Origin of the sequence: Streptomyces echinoruber (genome assembly GCF_014651135.1) — a bacterium.
Taxonomy (GTDB): domain Bacteria; phylum Actinomycetota; class Actinomycetes; order Streptomycetales; family Streptomycetaceae; genus Streptomyces; species Streptomyces echinoruber.
In genome coordinates this window covers 44,179-67,612 of record NZ_BMWH01000032.1, presented here as the reverse complement: position 1 = coordinate 67,612, position 23,434 = coordinate 44,179, and the positions used below count along the sequence as shown (strand labels likewise).

At 74.2% G+C, this 23,434-nt stretch carries 19 protein-coding genes; 17 read left to right on the top strand and 2 right to left on the bottom strand.

The genetic code is table 11. The features are described 5' to 3' along the window. Positions 1 to 27 precede the first annotated feature (27 nt). Both IE225_RS28195 and IE225_RS28190 read left to right on the top strand, forming a co-directional pair. Positions 28 to 789: a hypothetical protein gene (locus tag IE225_RS28195; RefSeq protein ID WP_190060456.1), complete on the top strand. Its 762-nt coding sequence runs from the start codon at positions 28 to 30 to the stop codon at positions 787 to 789. Between the two features lie 321 nt (positions 790 to 1,110). Then, positions 1,111 to 2,280, top strand: a complete 1,170-nt coding sequence (locus IE225_RS28190) for a glycosyltransferase family 4 protein (RefSeq protein WP_190060455.1) — start codon at positions 1,111 to 1,113, stop codon at positions 2,278 to 2,280. Between the two features lie 75 nt (positions 2,281 to 2,355). Here the strand turns inward: IE225_RS28190 and IE225_RS28185 are convergent, their stop codons facing one another. Together IE225_RS28185 and IE225_RS28180 are read right to left on the bottom strand one after the other, a co-directional pair. Beyond that, positions 2,356 to 3,990 (bottom strand): PucR family transcriptional regulator, encoded by a 1,635-nt coding sequence (locus IE225_RS28185; protein WP_190060454.1) that lies wholly within the window; start codon positions 3,988 to 3,990, stop codon positions 2,356 to 2,358. Between the two features lie 117 nt (positions 3,991 to 4,107). Next, the gene (locus tag IE225_RS28180) at positions 4,108 to 5,910 is read right to left on the bottom strand and encodes a glycoside hydrolase family 15 protein (protein WP_190060469.1); all 1,803 of its coding nucleotides are present in this window, start codon (positions 5,908 to 5,910) and stop codon (positions 4,108 to 4,110) included. A gap of 529 nt (positions 5,911 to 6,439) precedes the next feature. On the opposite strand from IE225_RS28180, the gene pyrG reads away from it, so the two are divergent. The 15 genes from pyrG to der all read left to right on the top strand — a co-directional run bounded on the left by pyrG (position 6,440) and on the right by der (position 23,400). After that, positions 6,440 to 8,107: a CTP synthase gene (pyrG, locus tag IE225_RS28175; RefSeq protein ID WP_190060453.1), complete on the top strand. Its 1,668-nt coding sequence runs from the start codon at positions 6,440 to 6,442 to the stop codon at positions 8,105 to 8,107. A 126-nt stretch (positions 8,108 to 8,233) separates the two neighbouring features. Continuing rightward, complete coding sequence (locus IE225_RS28170; RefSeq protein WP_190060452.1) at positions 8,234 to 8,860, top strand: NUDIX domain-containing protein; 627 nt, start codon at positions 8,234 to 8,236, stop codon at positions 8,858 to 8,860. A gap of 291 nt (positions 8,861 to 9,151) precedes the next feature. Further along, positions 9,152 to 11,248, top strand: coding sequence for a tetratricopeptide repeat protein (locus tag IE225_RS28165; protein WP_190060451.1), 2,097 nt, complete (start codon positions 9,152 to 9,154; stop codon positions 11,246 to 11,248). A 125-nt stretch (positions 11,249 to 11,373) separates the two neighbouring features. Continuing rightward, positions 11,374 to 12,498 (top strand): alanine dehydrogenase, encoded by a 1,125-nt coding sequence (gene ald, locus IE225_RS28160; protein WP_190060450.1) that lies wholly within the window; start codon positions 11,374 to 11,376, stop codon positions 12,496 to 12,498. 358 nt (positions 12,499 to 12,856) lie between these two features. Beyond that, a complete protein-coding gene (locus tag IE225_RS28155) occupies positions 12,857 to 14,026 on the top strand; it encodes a ParA family protein (RefSeq protein ID WP_190060449.1) in 1,170 nt (389 codons plus the stop codon). Further along, positions 14,011 to 14,580 (top strand): hypothetical protein, encoded by a 570-nt coding sequence (locus tag IE225_RS28150; protein WP_190060448.1) that lies wholly within the window; start codon positions 14,011 to 14,013, stop codon positions 14,578 to 14,580. The genes IE225_RS28155 and IE225_RS28150 overlap by 16 nt, the downstream gene beginning before the upstream one ends. Positions 14,581 to 14,598: 18 nt before the next feature. Continuing rightward, the gene (locus IE225_RS28145) at positions 14,599 to 15,867 is read left to right on the top strand and encodes a segregation and condensation protein A (RefSeq protein ID WP_190060447.1); all 1,269 of its coding nucleotides are present in this window, start codon (positions 14,599 to 14,601) and stop codon (positions 15,865 to 15,867) included. After that, positions 15,864 to 16,565, top strand: a complete 702-nt coding sequence (gene scpB, locus IE225_RS28140) for an SMC-Scp complex subunit ScpB (RefSeq protein WP_190060446.1) — start codon at positions 15,864 to 15,866, stop codon at positions 16,563 to 16,565. Before IE225_RS28145 ends, scpB begins: the two co-directional genes overlap by 4 nt. Next, complete coding sequence (locus IE225_RS28135; RefSeq protein WP_190060445.1) at positions 16,565 to 17,644, top strand: pseudouridine synthase; 1,080 nt, start codon at positions 16,565 to 16,567, stop codon at positions 17,642 to 17,644. The genes scpB and IE225_RS28135 overlap by 1 nt, the downstream gene beginning before the upstream one ends. Before the next feature lie 112 nt (positions 17,645 to 17,756). Further along, positions 17,757 to 18,761, top strand: coding sequence for an ADP-ribosylglycohydrolase family protein (locus IE225_RS28130; protein ID WP_190060444.1), 1,005 nt, complete (start codon positions 17,757 to 17,759; stop codon positions 18,759 to 18,761). Between the two features lie 201 nt (positions 18,762 to 18,962). Continuing rightward, on the top strand, positions 18,963 to 19,325 hold the full coding sequence (aroH, locus tag IE225_RS28125; RefSeq protein ID WP_190060443.1) for a chorismate mutase: 363 nt from the start codon (positions 18,963 to 18,965) through the stop codon (positions 19,323 to 19,325). Next, positions 19,322 to 20,407, top strand: a complete 1,086-nt coding sequence (locus IE225_RS28120) for a prephenate dehydrogenase (RefSeq protein WP_190060442.1) — start codon at positions 19,322 to 19,324, stop codon at positions 20,405 to 20,407. Before aroH ends, IE225_RS28120 begins: the two co-directional genes overlap by 4 nt. 88 nt (positions 20,408 to 20,495) lie before the next feature. Beyond that, positions 20,496 to 21,182, top strand: a complete 687-nt coding sequence (cmk, locus tag IE225_RS28115) for a (d)CMP kinase (protein ID WP_190060441.1) — start codon at positions 20,496 to 20,498, stop codon at positions 21,180 to 21,182. Further along, a complete protein-coding gene (locus IE225_RS28110) occupies positions 21,140 to 21,847 on the top strand; it encodes a lysophospholipid acyltransferase family protein (RefSeq protein WP_190060440.1) in 708 nt (235 codons plus the stop codon). Before cmk ends, IE225_RS28110 begins: the two co-directional genes overlap by 43 nt. 59 nt (positions 21,848 to 21,906) lie before the next feature. Further along, positions 21,907 to 23,400, top strand: coding sequence for a ribosome biogenesis GTPase Der (gene der, locus IE225_RS28105; RefSeq protein WP_190060439.1), 1,494 nt, complete (start codon positions 21,907 to 21,909; stop codon positions 23,398 to 23,400). Positions 23,401 to 23,434 lie beyond the last annotated feature (34 nt).

The following is a 23,434-nucleotide window of genomic DNA, read 5'->3' as shown; positions in this document are numbered from 1 at the left end:
GGTGGGCGGCTGTCGTAGGGTGACGGCATGGTCAACCGCACGTCCGCCGTCGTCCCGTTCGTTCTCTCCGCCGGTGCCGCCCGCGCCGTCACGGCCGCCCTGCGCGCCAAGGCGCCCGGCGGGCGGGCGCGTTGGGAGCGCGAGAACCACGCCGGGCGGACCGTGGGACTGTACGCCGGCCCCGCGACCGCCCTCGCGGCGGCGGCCGGGGCCGGGCGGGTGCGGCCGGCCGCCGGGCTGGCGGTGCTGGCGGCGGGCGCGTGCGGGGCGTACGACGACGTCGTGGGCGCCGGTGATCCGCGGCGCGGCTTCCGGGCGCACCTGACCGCGCTGCGGCACGGCGAAGTCACCAGCGGGGCGGTGAAGTTGTTCGGCGTCTGCGCGGCCGGACTGCTCGCCGGGGCGCGGCTGCGCAAGCGGCCGCTGGACCGGCTGCTCGCGGGGGTCGTCGTCGCCGGGACCGCGCACTTCGTCAACCTCCTCGACGTGCGTCCCGGGCGGGCCGCCGGCGCGGTGCTCGCGCTCGGCGCGCCCCAGGCGCTGCGGAGCGGGCCGGGCGCCGGACTGGCGGCCGCCGCGACGGGCGCCGCCGCGGCCGTGCTGCCCGACGACCTCGGGGAGCGCACGATGATCGGCGACACGGGGGCGCACGCGCTGGGAGCGGCACTCGGGGCGGCCGTCGCGGCGGGCGGCGGACGGGCCCGCCTGGCCGCCTGCGCGGCCGCCGTGGTGGCCGCGGCGGTCTGCGGGGAGCGGGTGAGCGGCCTCGCGCGGGGCGGCGGCGCGTGACACGGCGTCGGCCGGGTGGGCGGCGGCCGGATGGGCGGCGGGCGGTCGGCCCGCGCGGGCACGGTGGCCGGTCCTATCACCCATGTGGGTGACAAGCGGCGGCGTGTCGGCCTGCGCCGGCACGGTCGGAGCCGGTGACGGTTCCCGGAACACCCGTACGTGCTGGCATCCTTGGCGGAAGAGCCGGAGAACGCAGCGAACGCAGCGAACGCGGCGAACGCGGCGAACGCAGCGCGCGGGAAGGCGCGCGTGCGCCCCCGCGTCCGCCGCCTTCGGTACGTTGCCTCGCGACCACCCGACCGAAACCAGGAGCACGGCCACGTGACCCCCGTGAGCAGCCACTCACCGCACGGCCAGTCGCCGCTGCGCACCGTGCAGGTGCTCGGCGGGGGCAACGCCGGCAGCAGGGGGCACCCCCTGCTCGAAGAGCTTGGGGGAGCACACGTGCGCTCCCTGACCGCGGGGCTCGTCGCGCGGGGGGTGAGGGTCACGGTGTGCGCGCCCGCCGAGGCGGAGCTGCGCTACGACTTCACGGGCGCCGGAGCCGAACACGTGGCCGTGCCCCGCAGCAGCGACCCGGCGTCGGTGGCGGCGCTGCGGGCGGCCTGCACACGCGCCGACCTGGTGCACGCGCACGGGTTGCACGCCTCCTTCCGCGCCGTGCTCGCGCTCGGCGGACGCGGCACCCCGCTCGTGGTCACCTGGCACAACCACGCGCACGCCGAGGGCGCCCGCGCCCACTTCCTGCGGCTGCTGGAGCGGCGGGTGGCGAAGGCGGCCACCGTGGTCCTGGGCACCACCTCGCACCTGGTGGACCGGGCGCGCGGCCGGGGCGCGCGGGACGCCCGGCTGTCCCCGGTGGCCGTCCCGCGGCCGTGCCGCACGGCGTCCGGCACCGGCGACCCGGACCGGCTGCGGCCCAAGACGCGGGCCGAACTCGGCGTCACCGGGCGGCCGTTGCTGGTCGCCGTCGGCGCCCTGGAGCGGCACCGCGGCCACGAGCTGCTGCTGGACGCCGCCCGCAGCTGGCGCGGGCTGGACCCGGTGCCGCTGGTGGTGGTCGCGGGGGAGGGGCCGCTGCGGCCCGTGCTGCAGCGGCGGATCGAGGACGAGGGCCTGCCGGTACGGCTCCTCGGGCGGCGCGACGACGTGGCCGAGCTGCTCACGGCCGCCGATCTGGCGCTGCTGCCGGCGAGCGGGGAGGCCCGCTCCGTGCTGGCGCAGGAGGCCCTGCACGCGGGCGTGCCGCTCGTCGCGGCCGCCGCCGGCGGTGTCCTGGAACTCGTCGGCGACGCCGCCGAACTCGTGCCGCCCGGCGACCCGGCGGCCTTCGCCGACGCCGTGGTGCGGCTGCTCGGCGACCCCGGGCGCCGCGAGGAGCTCAAGGACAAGGGCGCCCGGCAGGCGGCCACTTGGCCCACCGAGGACGACAACGTCGCCCAAGTGCTCAGCATCTACGACGAGTTGACGCAGCACCGGCCGCTGCTGTGAGGCGCCGCCCGCGGTGCTGTACCGCCCGCGGTGCTGTACCGCCCGCGGTGCGGCACCGCCCGCCGCGGACGTGGTTCAGGGCACGTGCCGGCGGGCGCGCAGGGCCAGGCCGAGCGCCAGCACGGTGTGCGGGTCGTCGAGGTCGGTGCCGAGCAACTCGCCGATGCGGGCCAGGCGGTTGTAGAGCGTCTGGCGGTTCAGGTGCAGTTCGCGGGCCGTCTCCGCCTTGCGGCCGGCGTGCGCCAGGTACGTCTCCAGCGTGGGCAGCAGCGGCGGCCTGGAACGCCGGTCGTGCTCGCGCAGGGGGCCGATCGTGCGCTCCACGAACGCCGCCAGGTCCGGGTGGTCGCGCAGCCGCCACAGCAGCAGGTCGATGTCGAGGCGGCGGGCGTCGTACCAGGGCCGGTCCGCCAGGCCCTGTGCCGCGGTCGCCGCCTCGGCCGCGTGCCGCAGGCCCGTCGCGGCCGCCGGCCAGCCGCCCGCGACGCCGACCACCACGACCGGCGGCGGCGCGCCCGGCCGCTGGACCCCGGCCCGCTCCACCCCCGCCCGCAGCGCCGCCGCCACCCGGTCCGCGACCGCGGCCCGCTCGCCCTCCGAGCGCAGACCGGCGAGCAGGGGGACCCGGCCCTCCACCGGCCGTACGCCCGGCAGCACCGGCACCCCCACCGCCGCCAGCTCCTCCGCCACCGCGCGGGCCAGCACGGCCCAGCCGCCGGCGGAGACGGTGTCGCCCAGCCGCATCACGACCGGCAGCAGCGGGCCGTCCCCCGGCCGGAAACCGAGCACCCGGGCCTGCGCCGGGGCGTCCTGCGGGGCGATGCGGCCCTCGGCGAGGTCGGTGAGGAAGTCGCCGCGGCCGCGCGCCGCCAGCTCCTCCTCCTGGCGGGCCTGCATCAGCACCACGGCCAGGACGCCCGCCACGCGCTCGGCCGCCATGCGGTGCACCGGGGCGAGCGGCGCGCACACCGGCAGCAGCACCAGGCGGGCGCGCACCGCGCCGGTGCCCGGACCGCCGCCCGGAATGTCCACCAGCACCGAGCCCGCCGGCGGCGGGTCCTGCTGGTGCGTGCCGCGCAGCCCCTCCCACACCTGCAGCGCGTCCGCGCCCTCGGGTCCGGATCCGGCCGCGTACAGCAGGCGGCCGCCGGTGGTCTCCAGGAACACCGGGTTGCCGCCGAAGCCGGCCAGGACGGCCAGGACCTGCGGGATCCCGCCGCCGGCCAGCAGCGCCTCGGTGCAGCGGCGGTGCACCTCCTCGGCGCGCTGCAGCAGTGCGTAGTGGCCGTTGACGATCTCGGTGTGGATCTCCTCGGTGACCGTGACGAACGGCACCTCGCGGTGCAGCTGCACCAGGGGCAGGCCGGCGGCCCGTGCCGTGTCGACGATGGCCGCCGGCAGGCGGGTGAAGCGGGGGCCGAGCTCGACGACCAGGGCGGCGATGCCGCGCTCGGCGAGGGTGCGGACGAAGGCGCGCTGGTCGGCGGGGCGGGCGCCGAGGCCGTAGCCCGTGGTGAGGAGGAGTTCGCCGCCCTTGAGGAGGGAGGCGATGTGCGGGACCTCGCCGGCGTGGACCCAGCGCACGGGACGGTGCAGCGCGTCGGCGCCGACGAGGATCTCGGGCAGGCCGCTGCGGAGGGTGGGCAGTTCCAGGGCACGCCCGACCGTGATGCCGGCCGGTGCGCCCCCAGGGACGCTGGGGTGACTCATGCAGCGGACGCTACCTGGGGATTCGCGGGGAAGGCAGCCTCCCGGCGCGGCGGCCGCCCAGCCCTCGTACGCCCCGCTCGGCCCCCGTACGCCCCGCTCGGCCCCCGTACGCCCCGCTCAGCCCCCGTACGCCCCGCTCGCCGTCAGCCGCAGTGCCGTGTCGATCAGGGGCACGTGGCTGAAGGCCTGCGGGAAGTTGCCCACCTGGCGCTTCAGGCGGGGGTCCCACTCCTCCGCCAGCAGGCCGACGTCGTTGCGCAGCGACAGCAGCTTCTCGAACAGCCTCCTCGCCTCCTCCACGCGGCCGATCATCGCCAGGTCGTCGGCCATCCAGAAGGAGCAGGCGAGGAAGGCGCCCTCGTCGCCGGGGAGGCCGTCGACGCCGGCCTTCTCGCCGTCCGTGGGGTAGCGCAGGATGAAGCCGTCCGGGGTGGACAGCTCGCGCTGGATGGCCTCGACGGTGCCGATGACCCGCTTGTCGTCGGGCGGCAGGAAGCCCACCTGCGGGATCAGCAGCAGGGAGGCGTCCAGCTCCTTGGAGCCGTAGGACTGCGTGAAGGTGTTGCGCTCCTTGTCGTAGCCCTTCTCGCACACGTCCCGGTGGATCTCGTCGCGCAGCTCCTTCCAGCGCTCCAGGGGGCCGTCGGCGTCGCCGGACTCGATGAGCTTGATGGTGCGGTCGACGGCGACCCAGGCCATGACCTTGGAGTGCACGAAGTGGCGGCGCGGGCCGCGCACCTCCCAGATGCCCTCGTCGGGCTCGTCCCAGTGCCGCTCCAGGTACCGGATGAGCTTGAGCTGGAGCACGGAGGCGTAGTCGTTGCGGGCCAGGCCGGTCATGTGCGCCAGGTGCAGCGCCTCGGTGACCTCGCCGTAGACGTCGAGCTGGAGCTGGCTGGCGGCGCCGTTGCCGATACGGACCGGGGCGGAGTTCTCGTAGCCGGGCAGCCAGTCCAGCTCCGCCTCGCCCAGCTCGCGCTCGCCGGCGATGCCGTACATGATCTGCAGGTTCTCCGGATCGCCGGCCACCGCGCGCAGCAGCCACTCGCGCCAGGCACGGGCCTCCTCGCGGTAGCCGGTGCGCAGCAGGGAGGAGAGGGTGATGGCGGCGTCGCGCAGCCACGTGTAGCGGTAGTCCCAGTTGCGGACGCCGCCGATCTCCTCGGGCAGGGAGGTCGTGGGGGCGGCGACGATGCCGCCGGTGGGGGCGTACGTCAGCGCCTTGAGCGTGATCAGGGAGCGGACGACGGCCTCGCGGTAGGGGCCGTGGTACGTACAGTGCCCGACCCACTCGCGCCAGAACTCCTCCGTCGCCTCCAGCGACTGCTCCGGCTCCGGCAGCGCCGGCGGCTCCTTGTGCGAGGGCTGCCAGGAGAGGGTGAAGGCGATGCGGTCACCCGGCGCGACCGTGAAGTCCGCGTACGTGGTCAGGCCCTTGCCGTAGGTCTCGGCGGTCGTGTCGAACCACACCGAGTCGGGGCCGGCGACGGCGACCGTGCGCCCCTCGTGCTTGTGCACCCAGGGCACGATCCGGCCGTAGGAGAACCGCATGCGCAGGGCCGAGCGCATCGGGACGCGGCCGGAGACGCCCTCGACGATGCGGATGAGCTGGGGCGCGCCCTCGCGCGGAGGCATGAAGTCCGTCACGCGGACCGTGCCGCGCGGGGTGTCCCACTCGGACTCCAGGATCAGCGAGTCGCCGCGGTAGCTGCGCCGGGCGGCGCGCGGCGGCTCGGCGCCGGCGGCGTGGGCCGGGCCCAGGCGCCAGAAGCCGTGCTCCTCGGTGCCCAGCAGACCGGCGAAGACGGCATGCGAGTCGAAGCGGGGCAGGCACAGCCAGTCCACTGTCCCGTCCCGGCAGACCAGTGCGGCGGTCTGCATGTCTCCGATGAGTGCGTAGTCTTCGATGCGCCCGGCCACGTGCAACTCCAGTCGAACGGCCACGTCACCCCCGCACAGGGGGCTGTCGCTAGTGCGGTCAAGGGGTCGTTGTAATGCGTCGTCGAGCAACGAGGCAAAACCGTCGTTCAGCCAGGGGACAAAACGGCGGTTATGGCCACAGTTGTTGCTCAGCGAACTGACGAGCTCTCGTTGTTCCGGTGCTTACGGGCGGGGGTGGTGCCGTGTTGCCGGCCGGGCTCGGCAGCGAGTGTCCGAGCAGGATACGACGCATGCAGATGATCCGCGCGCTGCTCCGGGCAACCCGCGTGCGCCGAACGGGTGGGCCGGGGGTGAGAAGCGCGACAGCGACGCGACACGTGTCGGCGCGAGCGCGGAGCGTGGCCGAAAGCCGCCGCACATCACCGGCGCCGCGGCGCTGATACGCTGGTAGCCCGTGGACCGGTGGGCTCGAACCCCCCGAACCGCAGCGACGGCGCCCCCGGAGACCTCCGGGCGGAAGACGCCGCACCGCCCTCCAGACCGCGACCACGGGAGCCCCCTCTTGGCCATGCCGCCCGCTGCTTTCCGAAACAGCACAGCCACGACGACCAAGCACATCTTCGTCACCGGGGGTGTCGCCTCCTCGCTCGGCAAGGGCCTGACCGCCTCCAGTCTCGGCATGCTGCTCAAGGCCCGCGGACTCCGGGTCGTCATGCAGAAGCTCGACCCGTACCTGAACGTCGACCCGGGCACGATGAACCCCTTCCAGCACGGTGAGGTGTTCGTCACCAACGACGGCGCCGAGACCGACCTGGACATCGGCCACTACGAGCGCTTCCTCGACCGCGACCTGGACGGTTCCGCCAACGTCACCACCGGCCAGGTCTACTCGACGGTGATCGCCAAGGAGCGGCGCGGCGAGTACCTGGGCGACACCGTGCAGGTCATCCCGCACATCACCAACGAGATCAAGCACCGCATCCGGCGCATGGCCGGCGACGACGTGGACGTGGTGATCACCGAGGTGGGCGGCACGGTCGGCGACATCGAGTCGCTGCCGTTCCTGGAGACCGTCCGCCAGGTCCGCCACGAGGTCGGCCGGGACAACGTCTTCGTGGTGCACATCTCGCTGCTGCCGTACATCGGCCCCTCCGGCGAGCTGAAGACCAAGCCGACCCAGCACTCCGTGGCCGCGCTGCGCAACATCGGCATCCAGCCCGACGCGATCGTGCTGCGCTGCGACCGCGAGGTGCCCACCGCGATCAAGCGGAAGATCTCCCTGATGTGCGACGTGGACGAGGCCGCCGTGGTGGCCTGCCCCGACGCGCGCTCCATCTACGACATCCCCAAGGTCGTCCACTCCGAGGGCCTGGACGCCTACGTCGTGCGCAAGCTGGACCTGCCCTTCCGGGACGTGGACTGGCGCGAGTGGGACGACCTGCTGGACCGGGTGCACCACCCGAAGGAGGAGGTCACCCTCGCCCTGGTCGGCAAGTACATCGACCTGCCCGACGCCTACCTGTCGGTCACCGAGGCGCTGCGCGCGGGCGGCTTCGCGCACCGGGCCCGCGTGAAGATCAAGTGGGTCACCTCCGACGACTGCAAGACCCCGGCCGGCGCCGAGCGGCAGCTCGCCGACGTGGACGGCATCTGCATCCCCGGCGGCTTCGGCGACCGCGGCGTGGCCGGCAAGGTCGGCGCGATCCGCTACGCCCGCGAGAACAAGATCCCGCTGCTGGGGCTGTGCCTGGGCCTGCAGTGCATCGTCATCGAGGCCGCGCGCAACCTGGCCGGCATCCCCGACGCCAACTCCACCGAGTTCGACCCCGCCACCGCCCACCCGGTGATCTCCACCATGGCCGAGCAGCTCGACATCGTCGCCGGCGAGGGCGACATGGGCGGCACCATGCGGCTGGGCATGTACCCGGCCAAGCTGGCCGAGGGCTCGATCGTGCGCGAGGTCTACGACGGCAAGGAGTACGTCGAGGAGCGCCACCGGCACCGCTACGAGGTCAACAACGCCTACCGGGCGGAGCTGGAGAAGAAGGCGGGCCTGGTGTTCTCCGGCACCTCCCCCGACGGCAAGCTCGTGGAGTACGTGGAGTACCCGCGCGAGGTGCACCCCTACCTGGTGGCCACCCAGGCCCACCCGGAGCTGCGGTCTCGCCCGACCCGCCCCCACCCGCTCTTCGCCGGGCTGGTGAAGGCCGCCGTCGAGCGGAAGAACGGGCGGTAGCACGACGACCGGGCACTGGCACAACAGTTGTACGGTGGCCGGGGTACCCGCCTTCGGAACCTTCGGAATCGGAACCTTCGGAAGGTGAGTACCCCGGCTTCGCCCGCGCGCGTGGAAGGACAGGGCATGACGATCAGGGACACCGCCGAGGAGTGGGAGATCCGGGCCACGGAGACCCCCTTCAAGGGCAACAAGACCTCCGTGCGCACCGACGAGGTGGTCATGCCCGACGGGTCGGTGGTCCGCCGCGACTACCAGGTCCACCCGGGCTCCGTGGCCGTCCTCGCCCTGGACGAGGAGGACCGGGTGCTGGTCATCCGCCAGTACCGCCACCCCGTGCGGCAGCGGCTGTGGGAGATCCCGGCCGGCCTGCTCGACGTGCCCGGCGAGAACCCGCTGCACGCCGCCCAGCGCGAGCTGTACGAGGAGGCACACGTCAAGGCCGAGGACTGGCGGGTGCTGACCGACGTGTACACCACGCCCGGCGGCTGCGACGAAGCCGTGCGGATCTTCCTCGCCCGGGGCCTGACCGAGGCCGAGGGCGAGCGCTTCGAGGCCGAGCACGAGGAGACCGAGCTGGAGATCGCCCGCGTCCCCGTCTCCGAGCTGGTGCGCGGTGTCCTCGCCGGCGAGCTGCACAACAACTGCCTCGTCGTCGGCGTCCTCTCCCTCGTGGCCGCCCGCCAGGCCGACGGCCTGGACGCGCTGCGTCCGGCTCAGGCGCCGTGGCCGGCACGTCCGTTCGAGTCCTGAACGGACGCGAGCCCGAACGGCCTCCGGTCCCGGACGGTCTCCGGTCCCGGACGGCCCCGAGCCCCGGACGGCCCCGAGCCCCGAACGGTCTTGAACCCCGAACCGTCGTACCGTCCCCCGGAGCGACGGTCCCCCCGAACGCACCTGCCGGTGTGACGGTCTTCTGATCCGATCAGGGGATCCTCCCGTCGCGCTCCGCCCGAGACGTCGCAGAGCGTGAACTAGGCTCTGGGAAAGCCCGGACCGGGGCCCCGGCGGGCTTGCGTGTGCGGTGGGACGGGAGTGTGGCCCGTGACGGATCAGGCGGTGGGTTCGGGCGGCGTGCAGCCGTCGTCGGGGCGCGCGCGGCACACCGGCGCCGCGGACGGCCGGTTCCTGGGCCGCACACGGGAGTTGAAGGAGCTGCGCGCCGACATCGAGCGCGCGGGGCTGGACACGCTGGCCGGCCGCAAGGCGCCCCGCGCCCGCGTGCTGCTGATCGCCGGACGGCCCGGGTCGGGGCGCAGCGCGCTCGCCGAGGAACTGGTACGGCAGGTCGCCGACCGTTACCAGGACGGGGTGCTGCGCGCCCGGCTCAGCGAGCCCGACGGCACCCCCGTACCGACCGGGCGCACCGCCCGCGAGCTGCTGACCGCGCTCGGCCTGCCCGCCCCGGCCGGGGCGGCGGAGGACGAGCTGAGCGAGGCGGTGCGCACCGCCCTCGCGGACAAGCGCGCGGTGCTGCTGCTGGACGACGCGGCCGGCGCGGACCAGGTCGACGCGCTGCTGCCGGACACCTCCGCGTGCCTGGCCGTCGCCGTCTCCCGGGGCCCGCTCACCGGCATCCCGGACGTGCGCCCCTGCACGCTGGGCGGGCTGGACACCAAGTCGGCCGTGGAGCTGCTGTCCCGGCACGCCGGCTCCGTCCGCATCACCGTCGACCCGCGCTCCGCCGAGCGGCTCGCCGAGGAGTGCCAGGGCCAGCCCGCCGCGCTGATGCTGGCCGGCGGCTGGCTCGCCGCCCGCCCCCAGGCGGCCGTCGCCGACCTCGCCCAGCAGCTGCACGCCGAGGCCGACGACAGCCCGCCGCTGCACCGCGTCTTCCGGCTGGTCCACGCCGGCCTGCCCGCGCCGGCCGCCCGGATGCTGCGGCTGCTCTCCCTCGCCCCCGCCGGGTACGTCGACCCGCACACCGCCTCCGCGCTGGCCGGCTGCTCGGTCGACGGCGCCCGCGTCCTGCTCGACGACTTCGTCGCCCTCGGCCTGCTGCAGGCGGTGCCCTCCCCGCTGCCGGAGTACCGGGTGCCCGGCTGCCTGCACCCCCTGATGCGCTCCCTCGCCGACAGCGTGGACCGCCCGGCCGAGCTGCAACTGGCCCGCGCCCGGATGCTGGAGCGGACCGTGCGGCTGCTGCAGTCCTGCCGGGCGATCACCGAGACCGACCACCCGCAGGCCCGCGAGCGCGTCCAGGCCCTGCCCCGCGAGCTGCGCTTCCCCACCCCCCGCGCGGCCGCCGACTGGCTGCGCCTGCGCACCCCCGCCCTGCTGGCCGCCGCCCGCGTGGCCGTCGCCGACGGCGAGCTGGACAACCTGGCCCGGCGCCTGCTGTCCCAGCTCGTGCGCGCCCTGGTCGCCCATGTCGGCACCCGGGCCGCCGCGCCCGACCTGTACGACGTGCACCGCATGATGCTGGACGTGGCCGAGCGGCAGCACCTGCCCCGGGAGGAGGCCGCGGCCCTGCTGAACCTCGCCGACCTCGACGCCCGCGCGGGCCGCACCGCCGACGCGCTGGCCCGCTACCGGACCGCGCTGGACGCCGCACGGGAGGCCGACGACCCCCACGCCACCGCCCGCGCGATGGAATCCGTAGGGGACGCCCACCTGGAGCTCGGCGACCACGACCGGGCCGCCGACTGGTACGGCCGCGCCCTCACCCACCGGCTGGGCCGTGCCGAGCACGCCGAGGCCGCCCGGCTCTACGGCCGTATCGCCGCCGCGCACACCGGCGCCGGGCGCCACGGCGAGGCGCTGCGCAACTGGCGGGCCGCGGCCGCCGGCCACCGCAGGCTGGGCGACGCGGCCGCACACGCCCGCGCGCTCGGCGAGTTGGCGCGCGTGCAGGAGTACGCCGGGCGGCCCGAGGAGGCGCTGCGCACCTGCCAGGAGGCTGTGGAGTGGGCGCGCCGCGCCGACGACGCACGGCTGCGGGCGGCCCTGCACCTGCGGCTCGCCGGCACCCTGGAACGGCTCGGCGACCCCGCCGCCGCCCGGCTGCACCGCCGCGCGGCCGAGCGCATCCTGGGGGATGAGGAGGCGGTCCAGGACGGCGCCGCAGGTGAGCCACTCCCGGGACACGACGCGCACGCTTGCGAAATCCGCAGGGCACCCGCAGAAGATTCCATGCAATGAAAGGCTAGACACCGGGAATACCTTCATTAGACTGGCTCTGCCGCACGTTCTCCTGCGGTGTGTCCCGGTGTGCCCGCTGCGCCCGGGTACGTCGTGCTATACCCAAACCCTCTGAGCCAAGGACCGTGATCGACGTGAAGGTCGGCATCCCCCGCGAGGTCAAGAACAACGAGTTCCGGGTGGCCATCACCCCCGCCGGTGTGCACGAGCTGGTGCGCCACGGCCACGAGGTCTTCATCGAGCGCGGCGCGGGCGTCGGCTCCTCGATCACGGACGGCGAGTACACCGCCGCCGGCGCCCGCATCCTCGACACCGCCGACGAAGTCTGGGCCACCGCCGACCTGCTGCTGAAGGTCAAGGAGCCCATCGCCGAGGAGTACCACCGCCTCCGCAAGGACCAGACCCTCTTCACCTACCTGCACCTGGCCGCCTCCAAGGAGTGCACCGACGCCCTCCTGGAGTCGGGCACGACGGCGATCGCCTACGAGACCGTCGAGCTGCCCAACCGCGCCCTGCCGCTGCTCGCGCCGATGTCCGAGGTCGCCGGCCGCCTCGCTCCGCAGGTCGGCGCCTACCACCTGATGCGCGCCAACGGCGGCCGCGGCGTGCTGCCCGGCGGCGTGCCCGGGGTGCAGGCCGGCCGGGCCGTCGTCATCGGCGGCGGCGTCTCCGGCTGGAACGCCGCGCAGATCGCCATCGGCATGGGCTTCCACGTCACCCTGCTCGACAAGGACATCAACAAGCTCCGCGAGGCCGACCGGATCTTCGGCACGAAGGTCCAGACGGTGATCTCCAACGCCTACGAGCTGGAGAAGGCCTGCCTGGACGCCGACCTTGTCATCGGCGCCGTCCTCATCCCGGGCGCCAAGGCGCCGAAGCTGGTCACCAACGAGCTGGTCTCCCGCATGAAGCCGGGAAGTGTCCTTGTCGACATCGCGATCGACCAGGGCGGCTGCTTCGAGGACTCCCGGCCCACCACGCACGCCGAGCCGACCTTCACCGTCCACGACTCGGTCTTCTACTGCGTCGCCAACATGCCGGGCGCGGTGCCCAACACCTCCACCTACGCACTGACCAACGCCACGCTGCCGTACATCGTGGAACTGGCCAACCGCGGCTGGGTCGAGGCGCTGCGCCGCGACCCCGCGCTGGCCAAGGGTCTCAACACCCACGACGGCAAGGTCGTTTACAAGGAGGTCGCCGAGGCGCACGGCCTGGAGCACGTGCAGCTCGAGACCCTCCTCGGCTGACAAGTCGCCTTCGCCGAAAGGCGATACGTCAACACGACGTCAACACGATGCGCCAACGCGACGCGACCGGCCGGACCTTGCCCGCGAAGGTCCGGCCGGATGTGTGTAGGGTCACTCCGTCGCACCCGGTCAACTCGCTTCGAACGCAAACCAACCACCCCTGCACGCGCCGGTGAACCTGTCGTGCGACGGCCGTACGCCCTTGACAGCGGGATGTTTCATTGCCGACACATCGGGCCGGGTCCGGCGGATTGTGTTGCTGCGGACGGCCGACACGCCATAGAGTCGCCCATCGTCGGCATGGTGCCACGCTGACCTGTCTAGAAGTTTCCTGGTCACCAAGGAGGTAAGACGACTTGTGAATGAGTCGACATTTTCTCCCGGGGGTGGTCAACCAGGAACGCCTGCGCGGGGCCAGGGTCCCACGGGGCTCGAGGCTGTCGGCTCCGTAGCGGTGCGCACCTTCGCAGCCCACCAGAGCCCGCACCTGATGCGGGCGGCACACCAGAGCTTGGACGGTCAACACGTGAACGCCATGGCCGGCGACGGAAGTGGCGCGCCCCACGACCACTTCGCCGACTACGACGAACTGCCCGACGGACACTTCTACGACCCCGACGCCGAGTACGAGCCCGACCCCGAGTACGCGGCCACCCTCGCGCCCGACGCGGCCCGCCAGCGCCGCGAGCGCATCGGCCCGACCGGCCGCCCGCTGCCGTACTTCCCGATCCCGGGCCCGGTCACCGACCACGGACCCGCGACGATCATCGCGATGTGCAACCAGAAGGGCGGCGTCGGCAAGACCACCTCCGCCATCAACCTGGGTGCCGCGCTGGCCGAGTACGGCCGCCGGGTGCTGCTCGTCGACTTCGACCCGCAGGGCGCGCTGTCGGTCGGTCTGGGCGTCAACCCGATGGAGCTCGACCTCACCGTCTACAACCTGCTCATGGAGCGGGGCATGTCCGCGGACGAGGTCCTGCTGAAGACGGCGGTCCCCAACATGGACCTGCTGCCCAGCAACATCGACCTGTCGGCCGCCGAGGTCCAGCTGGTCTCCGAGGTCGCCCGCGAGTCCTCGCTGGCCCGCGCCCTGAAGCCGCTGGTGCCCGACTACGACTACATCGTGATCGACTGCCAGCCCTCGCTCGGCCTGCTCACGGTGAACGCGCTCACCGCCGCGCACAAGGTGATCGTGCCGCTGGAGTGCGAGTTCTTCGCGCTGCGCGGAGTCGCGCTGCTGACCGAGACGATCGAGAAGGTGCAGGAGCGGCTCAACCCCGACCTGCAGCTCGACGGCATCCTCGCCACGATGTACGACTCGCGCACGGTGCACAGCCGCGAAGTGCTCGCGCGCGTCGTCGAGGCGTTCGACGACCACGTCTACCACACGGTGATCGGCCGGACCGTGCGCTTCCCGGAGACCACGGTCGCCGGTGAGCCGATCACGACCTACGCCTCCAACTCCGTCGGTGCCGCCGCCTACCGCCAGCTCGCCAGGGAGGTGCTCGCCCGGTGTCACGCCGAGTGAGTCTGCCGGGGGCCGACGAACTCTTCCGTACGACAGGCGGCATGGCGCTCCAGCCGTCCACGCCCCGCCGCGCCAACGGCGACGCGGCCCGGGTGCCCGCTCCCGCGGGGGAGAGCGACGCGGCACCCGCCGAGGACGCGCCGCAGTCGGTGCCCGTGCAGGGCGGCGACGGCGACGGCGTGGAACACGTGGCGGTGGACGCCGAGGCGGTGGAGACCGCGGAGTCCCGCAGCCGGACCACCGGGGAACGACCGGCCCGGCGCCCGGCGGCGCAGGAGGGTCCCGCCGCCCCGGCCGACGCCGCCCAGCCGCGCAAGCGCGGACGGGCCGCGCGGCGGCCCAGCGGACGGGAGCGGCACGACGAGAAGATCACCGTGTACGTCTCCGCCGAGGAACTCATGGACCTCGAACACGCCCGGCTGGTGCTCCGGGGCGAGCACGGCCTGGCCGTCGACCGCGGCCGCATCGTCCGCGAGGCCGTCGCCGTCGTCCTCGCCGACCTGGAGACCCGCGGGGAGGCCAGCATCCTCGTACGGCGGCTGCGCGGCCGCTAGCGGTAGCCTGCGGGGACCATGACCTACGGCCCCCCCGCCCCCGCCTCCGGCCCGAACGGCCGCCGTCGGCGTGCCCTGGGCAAGGGACCCGGGACGGCCCCCGGCTCGGGGGCCCCGCCGGCGCCGGTACCGGTATCGGCGCCGGTCCCGGCGGACGACGGGGGGAACGAAGCCGCCGCACCGGACGTGCCCGAGGCCGGGTCCGCCGTGCCGGACGTGCCCGAGGCCGGGTCCGCCGTGCCGGACGTGCCCGAGGCCGGGTCCGCCGTGCCGGACGTGCCGGAGAGCGGGGCCGCGCCCGCCGCGCCGGCGCCGGAGCCCGCCGCGCCGGAGGACGGGCCGGAGGACGGGCCGGACACCGGTGCGGCCTCCGCGACGGACGCGTCCGGCTCCGGCGGTGCGCGGACCGGGGCCCCCGCGCCCGAGAACGAGGGCGAGGGCGAGGACAAGGGCGAGGGCGAGGACAAGGGCGAGGGTGTCTTCACGGTCCGGCTCGCGAACTTCGAGGGGCCCTTCGACCTGCTGCTGCAGCTGATCTCGAAGCACAAGCTGGACGTGACCGAGGTCGCGCTGTCGAAGGTCACCGACGAGTTCATGGCGTACATCCGGGCCATGGGACCGGACTGGGACCTGGACGAGACGACCGAGTTCCTGGTGGTGGCCGCCACACTGCTCGACCTCAAGGCGGCGCGGCTGCTGCCCGCCGCCGAGGTGGAGGACGAGGCCGACCTCGCGCTCCTGGAGGCGCGGGACCTGCTGTTCGCGCGGTTGCTGCAGTACCGCGCCTACAAGCAGGTCGCCGCCCTCTTCGGGGAGCGCCTGGAGGCGGAGGCCCGCCGGTACCCGCGGACCGTGGGGCTCGAACCGCACCACGCCGCACTGCTGCCGGACGTGGTCCTCGGCATCGGCCCGGAGGGTTTCGCGCGACTCGCCGTGAAGGCGATGCAGCCCAAACCCAGGCCGCAGGTGTACGTCGACCACATCCACACGCCGCTGGTCAGCGTGCAGGAGCAGGCCGGGATCGTCGTGGCGCGGCTGAGGGAGCTCGGCGAGGCCAGCTTCCGCACACTGGTCGAGGACACCGACGACACCCTCACCGTCGTGGCCCGCTTCCTGGCGCTGCTGGAGCTGTACCGGGAGAAGGCCGTGGCGCTGGAGCAGGAGACCGCCCTCGGGGAGCTGACCGTCCGCTGGACCGGCGGCGACGGCGACGCCCACCTGCGGATCACCGACGAGTTCGACCGGCCGCCCGCGCAGGCGGGGGCCGGGGAGGAGGAGAAGGCGTGAGCCGGCGCAGCACCGACACCCCGGCCGGCCCGGACAGCGCCGTCGCCGGCCTCGACCTCAAGCCCGCCCTGGAGGCCGTCCTGATGGTCGTGGACGAGCCGGCCACCGAGGAGCACCTGGCGAGGATCCTCCAACGGCCCCGCCGCCAGGTCGCCGACGCGCTGCGCGAGCTGGCCGACGAGTACACCGCGCAGGGCCGCGGCTTCGAACTGCGTCATGTCGCCGGCGGCTGGCGCTTCTACACCCGCGCCGAGTACGCCCCGGCCGTCGAGCGCCTCGTCCTGGACGGGCAGACCGCCCGCCTCACCCAGGCCGCCCTGGAGACCCTCGCCGTGGTGGCGTACCGCCAGCCCGTCAGCCGCAGCCGCGTCTCCGCCGTGCGCGGCGTCAACTGCGACGGCGTCATGCGCACCCTGCTGCAGCGGGGGCTGGTGGAGGAGGCGGGCACGGAACCCGAGACAGGTGCGATCCTGTACAGGACGACGAACTACTTCCTGGAGCGGATGGGCCTGCGCGGCCTGGACGAACTCCCCGAGCTCGCGCCCTTCCTGCCGGAGGCGGAGGCGATCGAGGCCGAGACCCAGGAGGGGGTGCCGTCGTTCGACCCGGACGCGCCCGAGGACGGCGCGCCGGTCGCACCGGGCCGCCCCGCGGCCCCGGACACCGACGACGCAGACGACCAAGACGGAAACCTTTGATGCGAAGCAGCGGCAGGAACAACGGGCGCGGCAACTACCGCGGTGCCGGCAACAACAGGGACCAGAGGCAGGGGCAGGGCCGCCCCCGCAGGCCCCGCCCCGAGGAGCGCCGCTACGACGTGGGCCCCGGCGCCACCAAGGACGGCCCGAAGTCCGGGCGCGGCGGCGCGGCCAAGGCCGGCGGTCCGGCCAAGGGCGGCGGTCCGGCCAAGGGTGGCGCGGGCAGGGGGCAGGGCCGCGGCCGTACGGCGCCCGCGCGCCCGCGCGAGTACGAGCTGCAGCTCGAGGAGCGCAATCGGGCCAGGTACGAGGGCCGCAAGGAGATCCGGCTGCCCAAGACCTTCCCCGGCGCCGAGCAGGAGGGCGAGCGGCTGCAGAAGGTGCTCGCCCGGGCCGGTTTCGGCTCCCGGCGCGCCTGCGAGGAACTGATCGACCAGAGGCGGGTCGAGGTCAACGGCGAGATCGTCGTCGAGCAGGGCCGGCGCGTCGACCCGGAGAAGGACGAGATCAAGGTCGACGGGCTGACCGTCGCCACCCAGCGGTACCAGTTCTACGCCCTCAACAAGCCCGCCGGTGTCGTCTCCACCATGGAGGACCCCGAGGGCCGGCCGTGCCTGGGCGACTACGTCACCAACCGCGAGACGCGGCTGTTCCACGTGGGCCGCCTGGACACCGAGACCGAGGGCATCATCCTGCTCACCAACCACGGCGAGCTGGCCCACCGCCTCACCCACCCCCGCTACGGCGTCACCAAGACCTACCTCGCCCACATCGTCGGCCCCATCCCGCGCGACCTCGGCAAGCGCCTGAAGGACGGCATCCAGCTCGACGACGGCTACGCCCGCGCGGACCACTTCCGCGTCGTGGACCAGACGGGCCGGAACTACCTGGTCGAGGTCACCCTCCACGAGGGCCGCAAGCACATCGTGCGCCGCATGCTGGCGGCGGCCGGCTTCCCCGTCGACAAGCTGGTGCGCACCGCCTTCGGCCCGATCGCCCTGGGCGACCAGAAGTCGGGCTGGCTGCGCCGGCTGTCCAACACCGAGGTCGGCATGCTCATGAAGGAGGTCGACCTCTAGGGTCTGTCGTCTGGATCACCCCGCGTCTGCGGCGTGATCCAAACGACAGGCCCCAGGGCGGGACGGGTTCCTCGTAGGCTGTGCTGCGTCACTCGCCGGAAGGACGGTACACGTGAAGCAGGCAGCCACCGGAACCCTGATCGGACTCGCCCTCGGAGACGCGCTCGGCCGCCCGACCGAGTTCAAGTCGGTGCCGCTGATCCTCGCCTCCCTCGGGCCGTGGCGGGAGTTGGAGCTGCCCGAGCCCGCGCTCGTCACCGACGACACCCAGATGACGCTGGCACTCGGGCGCGGGCTGCGCACGGCCGCCGAGCGGGGTCCGCTGACGCCGGAGGGGCTGGAGCGGCCGGTGCGCGCGGAGTTCGTGGACTGGTACCGGTCGCCGGAGAACGACCGCGCCCCGGGCAACACCTGCCTGCGCGCCTGCGACCTGCTCCAGGACACGCACCGGCCCTGGCAGGAGGCCAGCCAGACCGGTTCCAAGGGCTGCGGCGCCAACATGCGCGTCGCGCCCGTCGGCCTCGTCCCCGGCCTGAGCGACGAGCAGCGCGCCGGCGCCGCCCAGCTCCAGGCGGCGCTCACCCACGGCCACCCGACCGGGCTCGCCGCCTCCGACCTGACCGCGCACGCGGTGCGCCTGCTGGCCGAGGGCACCGAGCCGGCCGCCCTGGTCGGGCAGTTGCGGGCGTACGCGCGGCAGAACCGCACCCGCTACCACCACGCCTGGCTCGGCGACCTGTGGAGCCGCGCCCAGGACCCCACGCCCGAGCACTTCATCGCGCGCGGCTGGGACGAGTGCCTCGCCGTGCTCGACCGGCTCGAGGCGGCCCTGCGCGACCCGTCCCCGGAGAGCGACCCGTGCCTGGCCACCGGCGAGGGCTGGATCGCCGAGGAGGCCCTGGCCACCGGCCTGCTGTGCTTCCTGCTCTTCCCCGGCGAACCGGTCACCGCCCTGCGCCGCGCCGCCTGCACCGCCGGCGACTCCGACTCGATCGCCTGCCTGGCCGGCGCCTTCGCCGGCGCCCACCTCGGCGCCGGGGCCTGGCCCGCCGAGTGGGCCGAGCGGATCGAGTACCGAAAGGAGCTGCTGGCCCTCGGCGCGCTGTGGGACGCCTGACACCGCGGGGCGCCCGGCACGGTGGGGGCGCCCGGCACTGCGGGGCGCCCGGCACCGTAGGACGCCCGATCTCGTAGGGACACCCGACCTCGTAGGGACACCCGAGCCGTCTCGCCGTTCGGGCGCCGGGGCGCGGCCCGACCCGGCCTGACTAGGCTGGACGCACCGACAGCAGCACGCACGTCAGCAAGGAGCAGCGCCGTGGCGGTACGAGCGGTCCGGGGGGCCGTGCAACTGGAGCGGGACGACGCCGGTCACATGGACGAGCAGGTCGGGGCTCTGCTCACCGCCGTCCTGGAACGCAACGGCCTGACCACGGACGACCTCATCAGCATCTGGTTCACCGCCACCCCCGACCTGCGCAGCGACTTCCCGGCGGCCGCCGCGCGCAAGCTCGGCATCACCGACGTGCCGCTGATCTGCGCCCAGGAGCTGGACGTCGTGGGGGCCATGCCCCGGGTGGTACGGCTCCTGGCGCACGTCGAGACCGACCGGCCCCGTTCGGAGATCAACCACGTCTACCTGGGCGCCGCGGCCGCCCTGCGCAAGGACATCGCCCAGTGAGAACCGCCCTCGTCATCGGCACCGGCCTCATCGGCACCTCCGCCGGCCTCGCGCTGGCGCAGCGGGGGGTCACCGTCCACCTCGCCGACCGCGACCCCGAGCAGGCCCGTACGGCGGCCGCGCTCGGCGCCGGCACCGACGAGGCGCCGGACGGGCCCGTCGACCTCGCGATCGTCGCGGCGCCGCCCGCGCGCGTGGCCGACGTGCTCGCCGACGCCATGCGCCGCGGGCTCGCCCGCGGCTACGTCGACGTGGCCAGCGTCAAGGGCGGCCCGCGCCGCGCGCTGGAGGCCAGGGGCCTGGACCTCACCGCCTACCTGGGCACCCACCCGATGTCCGGCCGGGAGAAGTCCGGCCCGCTGGCCGCGACCGGCGACCTGTTCGAGGGCCGCCCGTGGGTGCTGACGCCGACCCGGGACACCGACACCGAGGTGCTCAACCTCGCCCTGGAGCTGGTCTCGCACTGCCGTGCCGTGCCGGTGGTGATGGACGCCGACGCCCACGACCGGGCCGTCGCCCTCGTCTCGCACATGCCGCACCTGGTCTCCAGCCTGGTCGCCGCGCGCCTGGAGCACGCCGAGGAGGCCGCCGTCCGGCTGTGCGGGCAGGGCATCCGGGACGTGACGCGGATCGCCGCCTCCGACCCGCGGATGTGGATCGACATCCTCTCCGCCAACCCCGGCCCCGTCGCCGACCTGCTCACCGAGGTCGCCGCCGACCTGGAGGAGACGGTGCGGGCGCTGCGCGCGCTGCAGTCCGCCGACGAGACCAAGCGCCGCGAGGGCGCCGCCGGTATCGAGGCCGTGCTGCGGCGCGGCAACGCCGGCCAGGTGCGCGTCCCCGGCAAGCACGGCTCGGCACCGCGCGTGTACGAGGTCGTGGCCGTCCTCATCGACGACCAGCCCGGCCAGCTGGCCCGCATCTTCGCCGACGCGGGCCGGGCCGGGGTCAACATCGAGGACGTCCGCATCGAGCACGCCACCGGGCAGCAGGCGGGTCTGGTGCAGCTCATGGTCGAGCCGAAGGCGGCCCCCGTGCTCACGGCCGCGCTGCGGGAGCGGGGCTGGGCCCTGCGCCCGTGAGGGGGCCGCCGGGAAGCAAGTAACCTTGTGCGGGGCGCCCTCGCGTCCCGCATCCCGCCCGCACCTCGCACCAGGAAGGTGTCCCTCCGTGGAAAACGGCGCCGCCCAGCCCGTGATTGTCGCCATCGACGGTCCCTCCGGCACGGGCAAGTCGAGCACGTCGAAGGCCGTGGCCGCGCAGCTCGGCCTGAGCTACCTGGACACCGGCGCCCAGTACCGGGCGATGACCTGGTGGATGGTGACCAACGGCATCGACGTCGACGACCCGTCCGCGGTCGCCGCCGCGGCCGACAAGCCGGAGATCGTCTCCGGCACCGACCCGAACCACCCGACGATCACCGTCGACGGCGTCGACGTCTCCGGTCCGATCCGCACCCCGGAGGTCACCTCCAAGGTCAGCGCGGTCAGCGCGGTGCCGGAGGTGCGCGCCCGCATCACCGAGCTGCAGCGCTCGCTGGCCGCGACGGCCGAGCGCGGCATCGTCGTCGAGGGCCGCGACATCGGCACCACCGTGCTGCCGGACGCCGATGTGAAGATCTTCCTCACCGCCTCCCCGGAGGCGCGGGCCGCGCGCCGCAGCGGCGAGCTGAAGGGCGCCGACGTCCACACCACCCGCGAGGCGCTGCTGAAGCGGGACGCCGCCGACTCCAGCCGCAAGACCTCGCCGCTGGCCAAGGCCGACGACGCGATCGAGGTGGACACCACCGACCTCACGCTGCCGCAGGTCATCGAGTGCGTCGTCACCCTCGTCGAGGAGAAGCGGGCCGGGAAGTGACGGCGTCTTCGGCACCTTCCGCGCGGAGCGCCGAGGTCGGCAGGCGCATCGGCGCGCCCCTGATGTACGGGCTGTTCCGGCCGCGCGTGCTGGGCGCCTGGCGGGTGCCCGCCACCGGCCCGGCGATCCTCGCGGTCAACCACAGCCACAACATCGACGGCCCGATGGTGCTGAGCGTCGCGCCCCGCCCGGTGCACTTCCTGATCAAGAAGGAGGCCTTCGTCGGCCCCCTCGACCCGTTCCTGCGGGGCATCGGGCAGCTCAAGGTGGACCGCTCCACCGCCGACCGCGCCGCCGTCACGCGGGCGCTGGGCGTGCTGGAGCGGGGCGGCGTCCTGGGGATCTTCCCCGAGGGCACCCGCGGCGAGGGGGACTTCGCCGCGCTGCGCGCCGGGCTCGCCTACTTCGCGGTGCGCAGCGGCGCGCCCGTCGTGCCGGTCGCCGTGCTGGGAAGTTCCGAGCGGCGCGGGCGGTTGATACGGGGGCTGCCGCCGCTGCGGCACCGCGTCGACGTCGTCTTCGGCGACCCGTTCCAGGCGGGGGACTCCGGCGGGCGGCGCACGCGCGCGGCGCTGGACGAGGCCACCGGGCGCATCCGGAAGCAGCTCACCGCGCACCTGGAAAACGCCAGGCGCCTCACCGGGCGCCGGGCGACATTTCAGTAGTGGATCACCGCGTGCGGTGCCCCACCGATCACCACGATGAACGACGAGGTACGGACTTCATGAACGACCAGATCCAGCCCGACGGCTCGGAGGCGCCCGAGGCGGCCCACGAGCACGAGCACGGGGCGCTCGGTGACGCCGAGTACGCGGAGTTCATGGAGCTCGCCGCGGACGAGGGCTTCGACCCGGAGGAGGTCGGGGACGCCATCGAGGCGGCCGGGCACGGCCCGCTGCCCGTCGTCGCCGTCGTCGGCCGCCCGAACGTCGGCAAGTCGACTCTGGTGAACCGCATCATCGGCCGCCGCGAGGCGGTGGTCGAGGACCGGCCCGGCGTTACCCGCGACCGCGTCACCTACGAGGCCGAGTGGGCCGGCCGCCGCTTCAAGGTCGTCGACACCGGCGGCTGGGAGCAGGACGTCCTCGGCATCGACGCCTCCGTCGCCGCGCAGGCCGAGTACGCGATCGAGGCGGCCGACGCGGTCGTCTTCGTCGTCGACGCCACGGTCGGCGCCACCGACACCGACGAGGCCGTCGTACGGCTGCTGCGCAAGGCGGGCAAGCCCGTCGTGCTGTGCGCCAACAAGGTGGACGGCCCCAGCGGCGAGGCGGACGCCGCCTATCTGTGGTCGCTGGGCCTGGGCGAGCCGCACCCGGTCTCCGCGCTGCACGGCCGCGGCACCGGCGACATGCTGGACAAGGTGCTGGAGGTGCTGCCGCAGGCGCCCGCCCAGACCTTCGGCACCACCGTCGGCGGCCCGCGCCGCGTCGCCCTGATCGGCCGGCCCAACGTCGGCAAGTCCTCGCTGCTGAACAAGGTGGCGGGCGAGGAGCGGGTCGTCGTCAACGAACTCGCCGGCACCACCCGCGACCCGGTCGACGAACTCGTCGAACTCGGCGGGAAGACCTGGCGTTTCGTCGACACCGCCGGCATCCGCAAGCGGGTCCACCTCCAGCAGGGCGCCGACTACTACGCCTCGCTGCGCACCGCGGCCGCCGTGGAGAAGGCCGAGGTCGCCGTCGTCCTGATCGACGCCGCCGAGTCGATCTCGGTGCAGGACCAGCGCATCGTCACCATGGCCGTCGAGGCGGGCCGCGCCCTGGTCCTGGCCTTCAACAAGTGGGACACCCTCGACGAGGAGCGCCGCTACTACCTGGAGCGGGAGATCGAGACCGATCTCGCCCAGGTGTCCTGGGCGCCCCGCGTCAACGTCTCGGCGCGCACCGGGCGGCATGTGGAGAAGCTCGTCCCGGCCATCGAGACCGCGCTCGCCGGCTGGGAGACCCGCGTTCCGACGGGCCGTCTGAACGCCTTCCTGGGCGAGCTGGTCGCCTCCCACCCGCACCCCGTGCGCGGCGGCAAGCAGCCGCGCATCCTCTTCGGCACACAGGCCGGCACCAAGCCGCCGCGGTTCGTGCTCTTCGCCACCGGCTTCATCGAGGCGGGCTACCGGCGCTTCATCGAGCGCCGCCTGCGCGAGGAGTTCGGCTTCGAGGGGACGCCGATCCACATCTCGGTCCGCGTGCGCGAACGGCGCGGCGCGAAGAAGAAGTAGCGGCGAAGAAGCGAAGGCGCCACGGCGAGCGGCG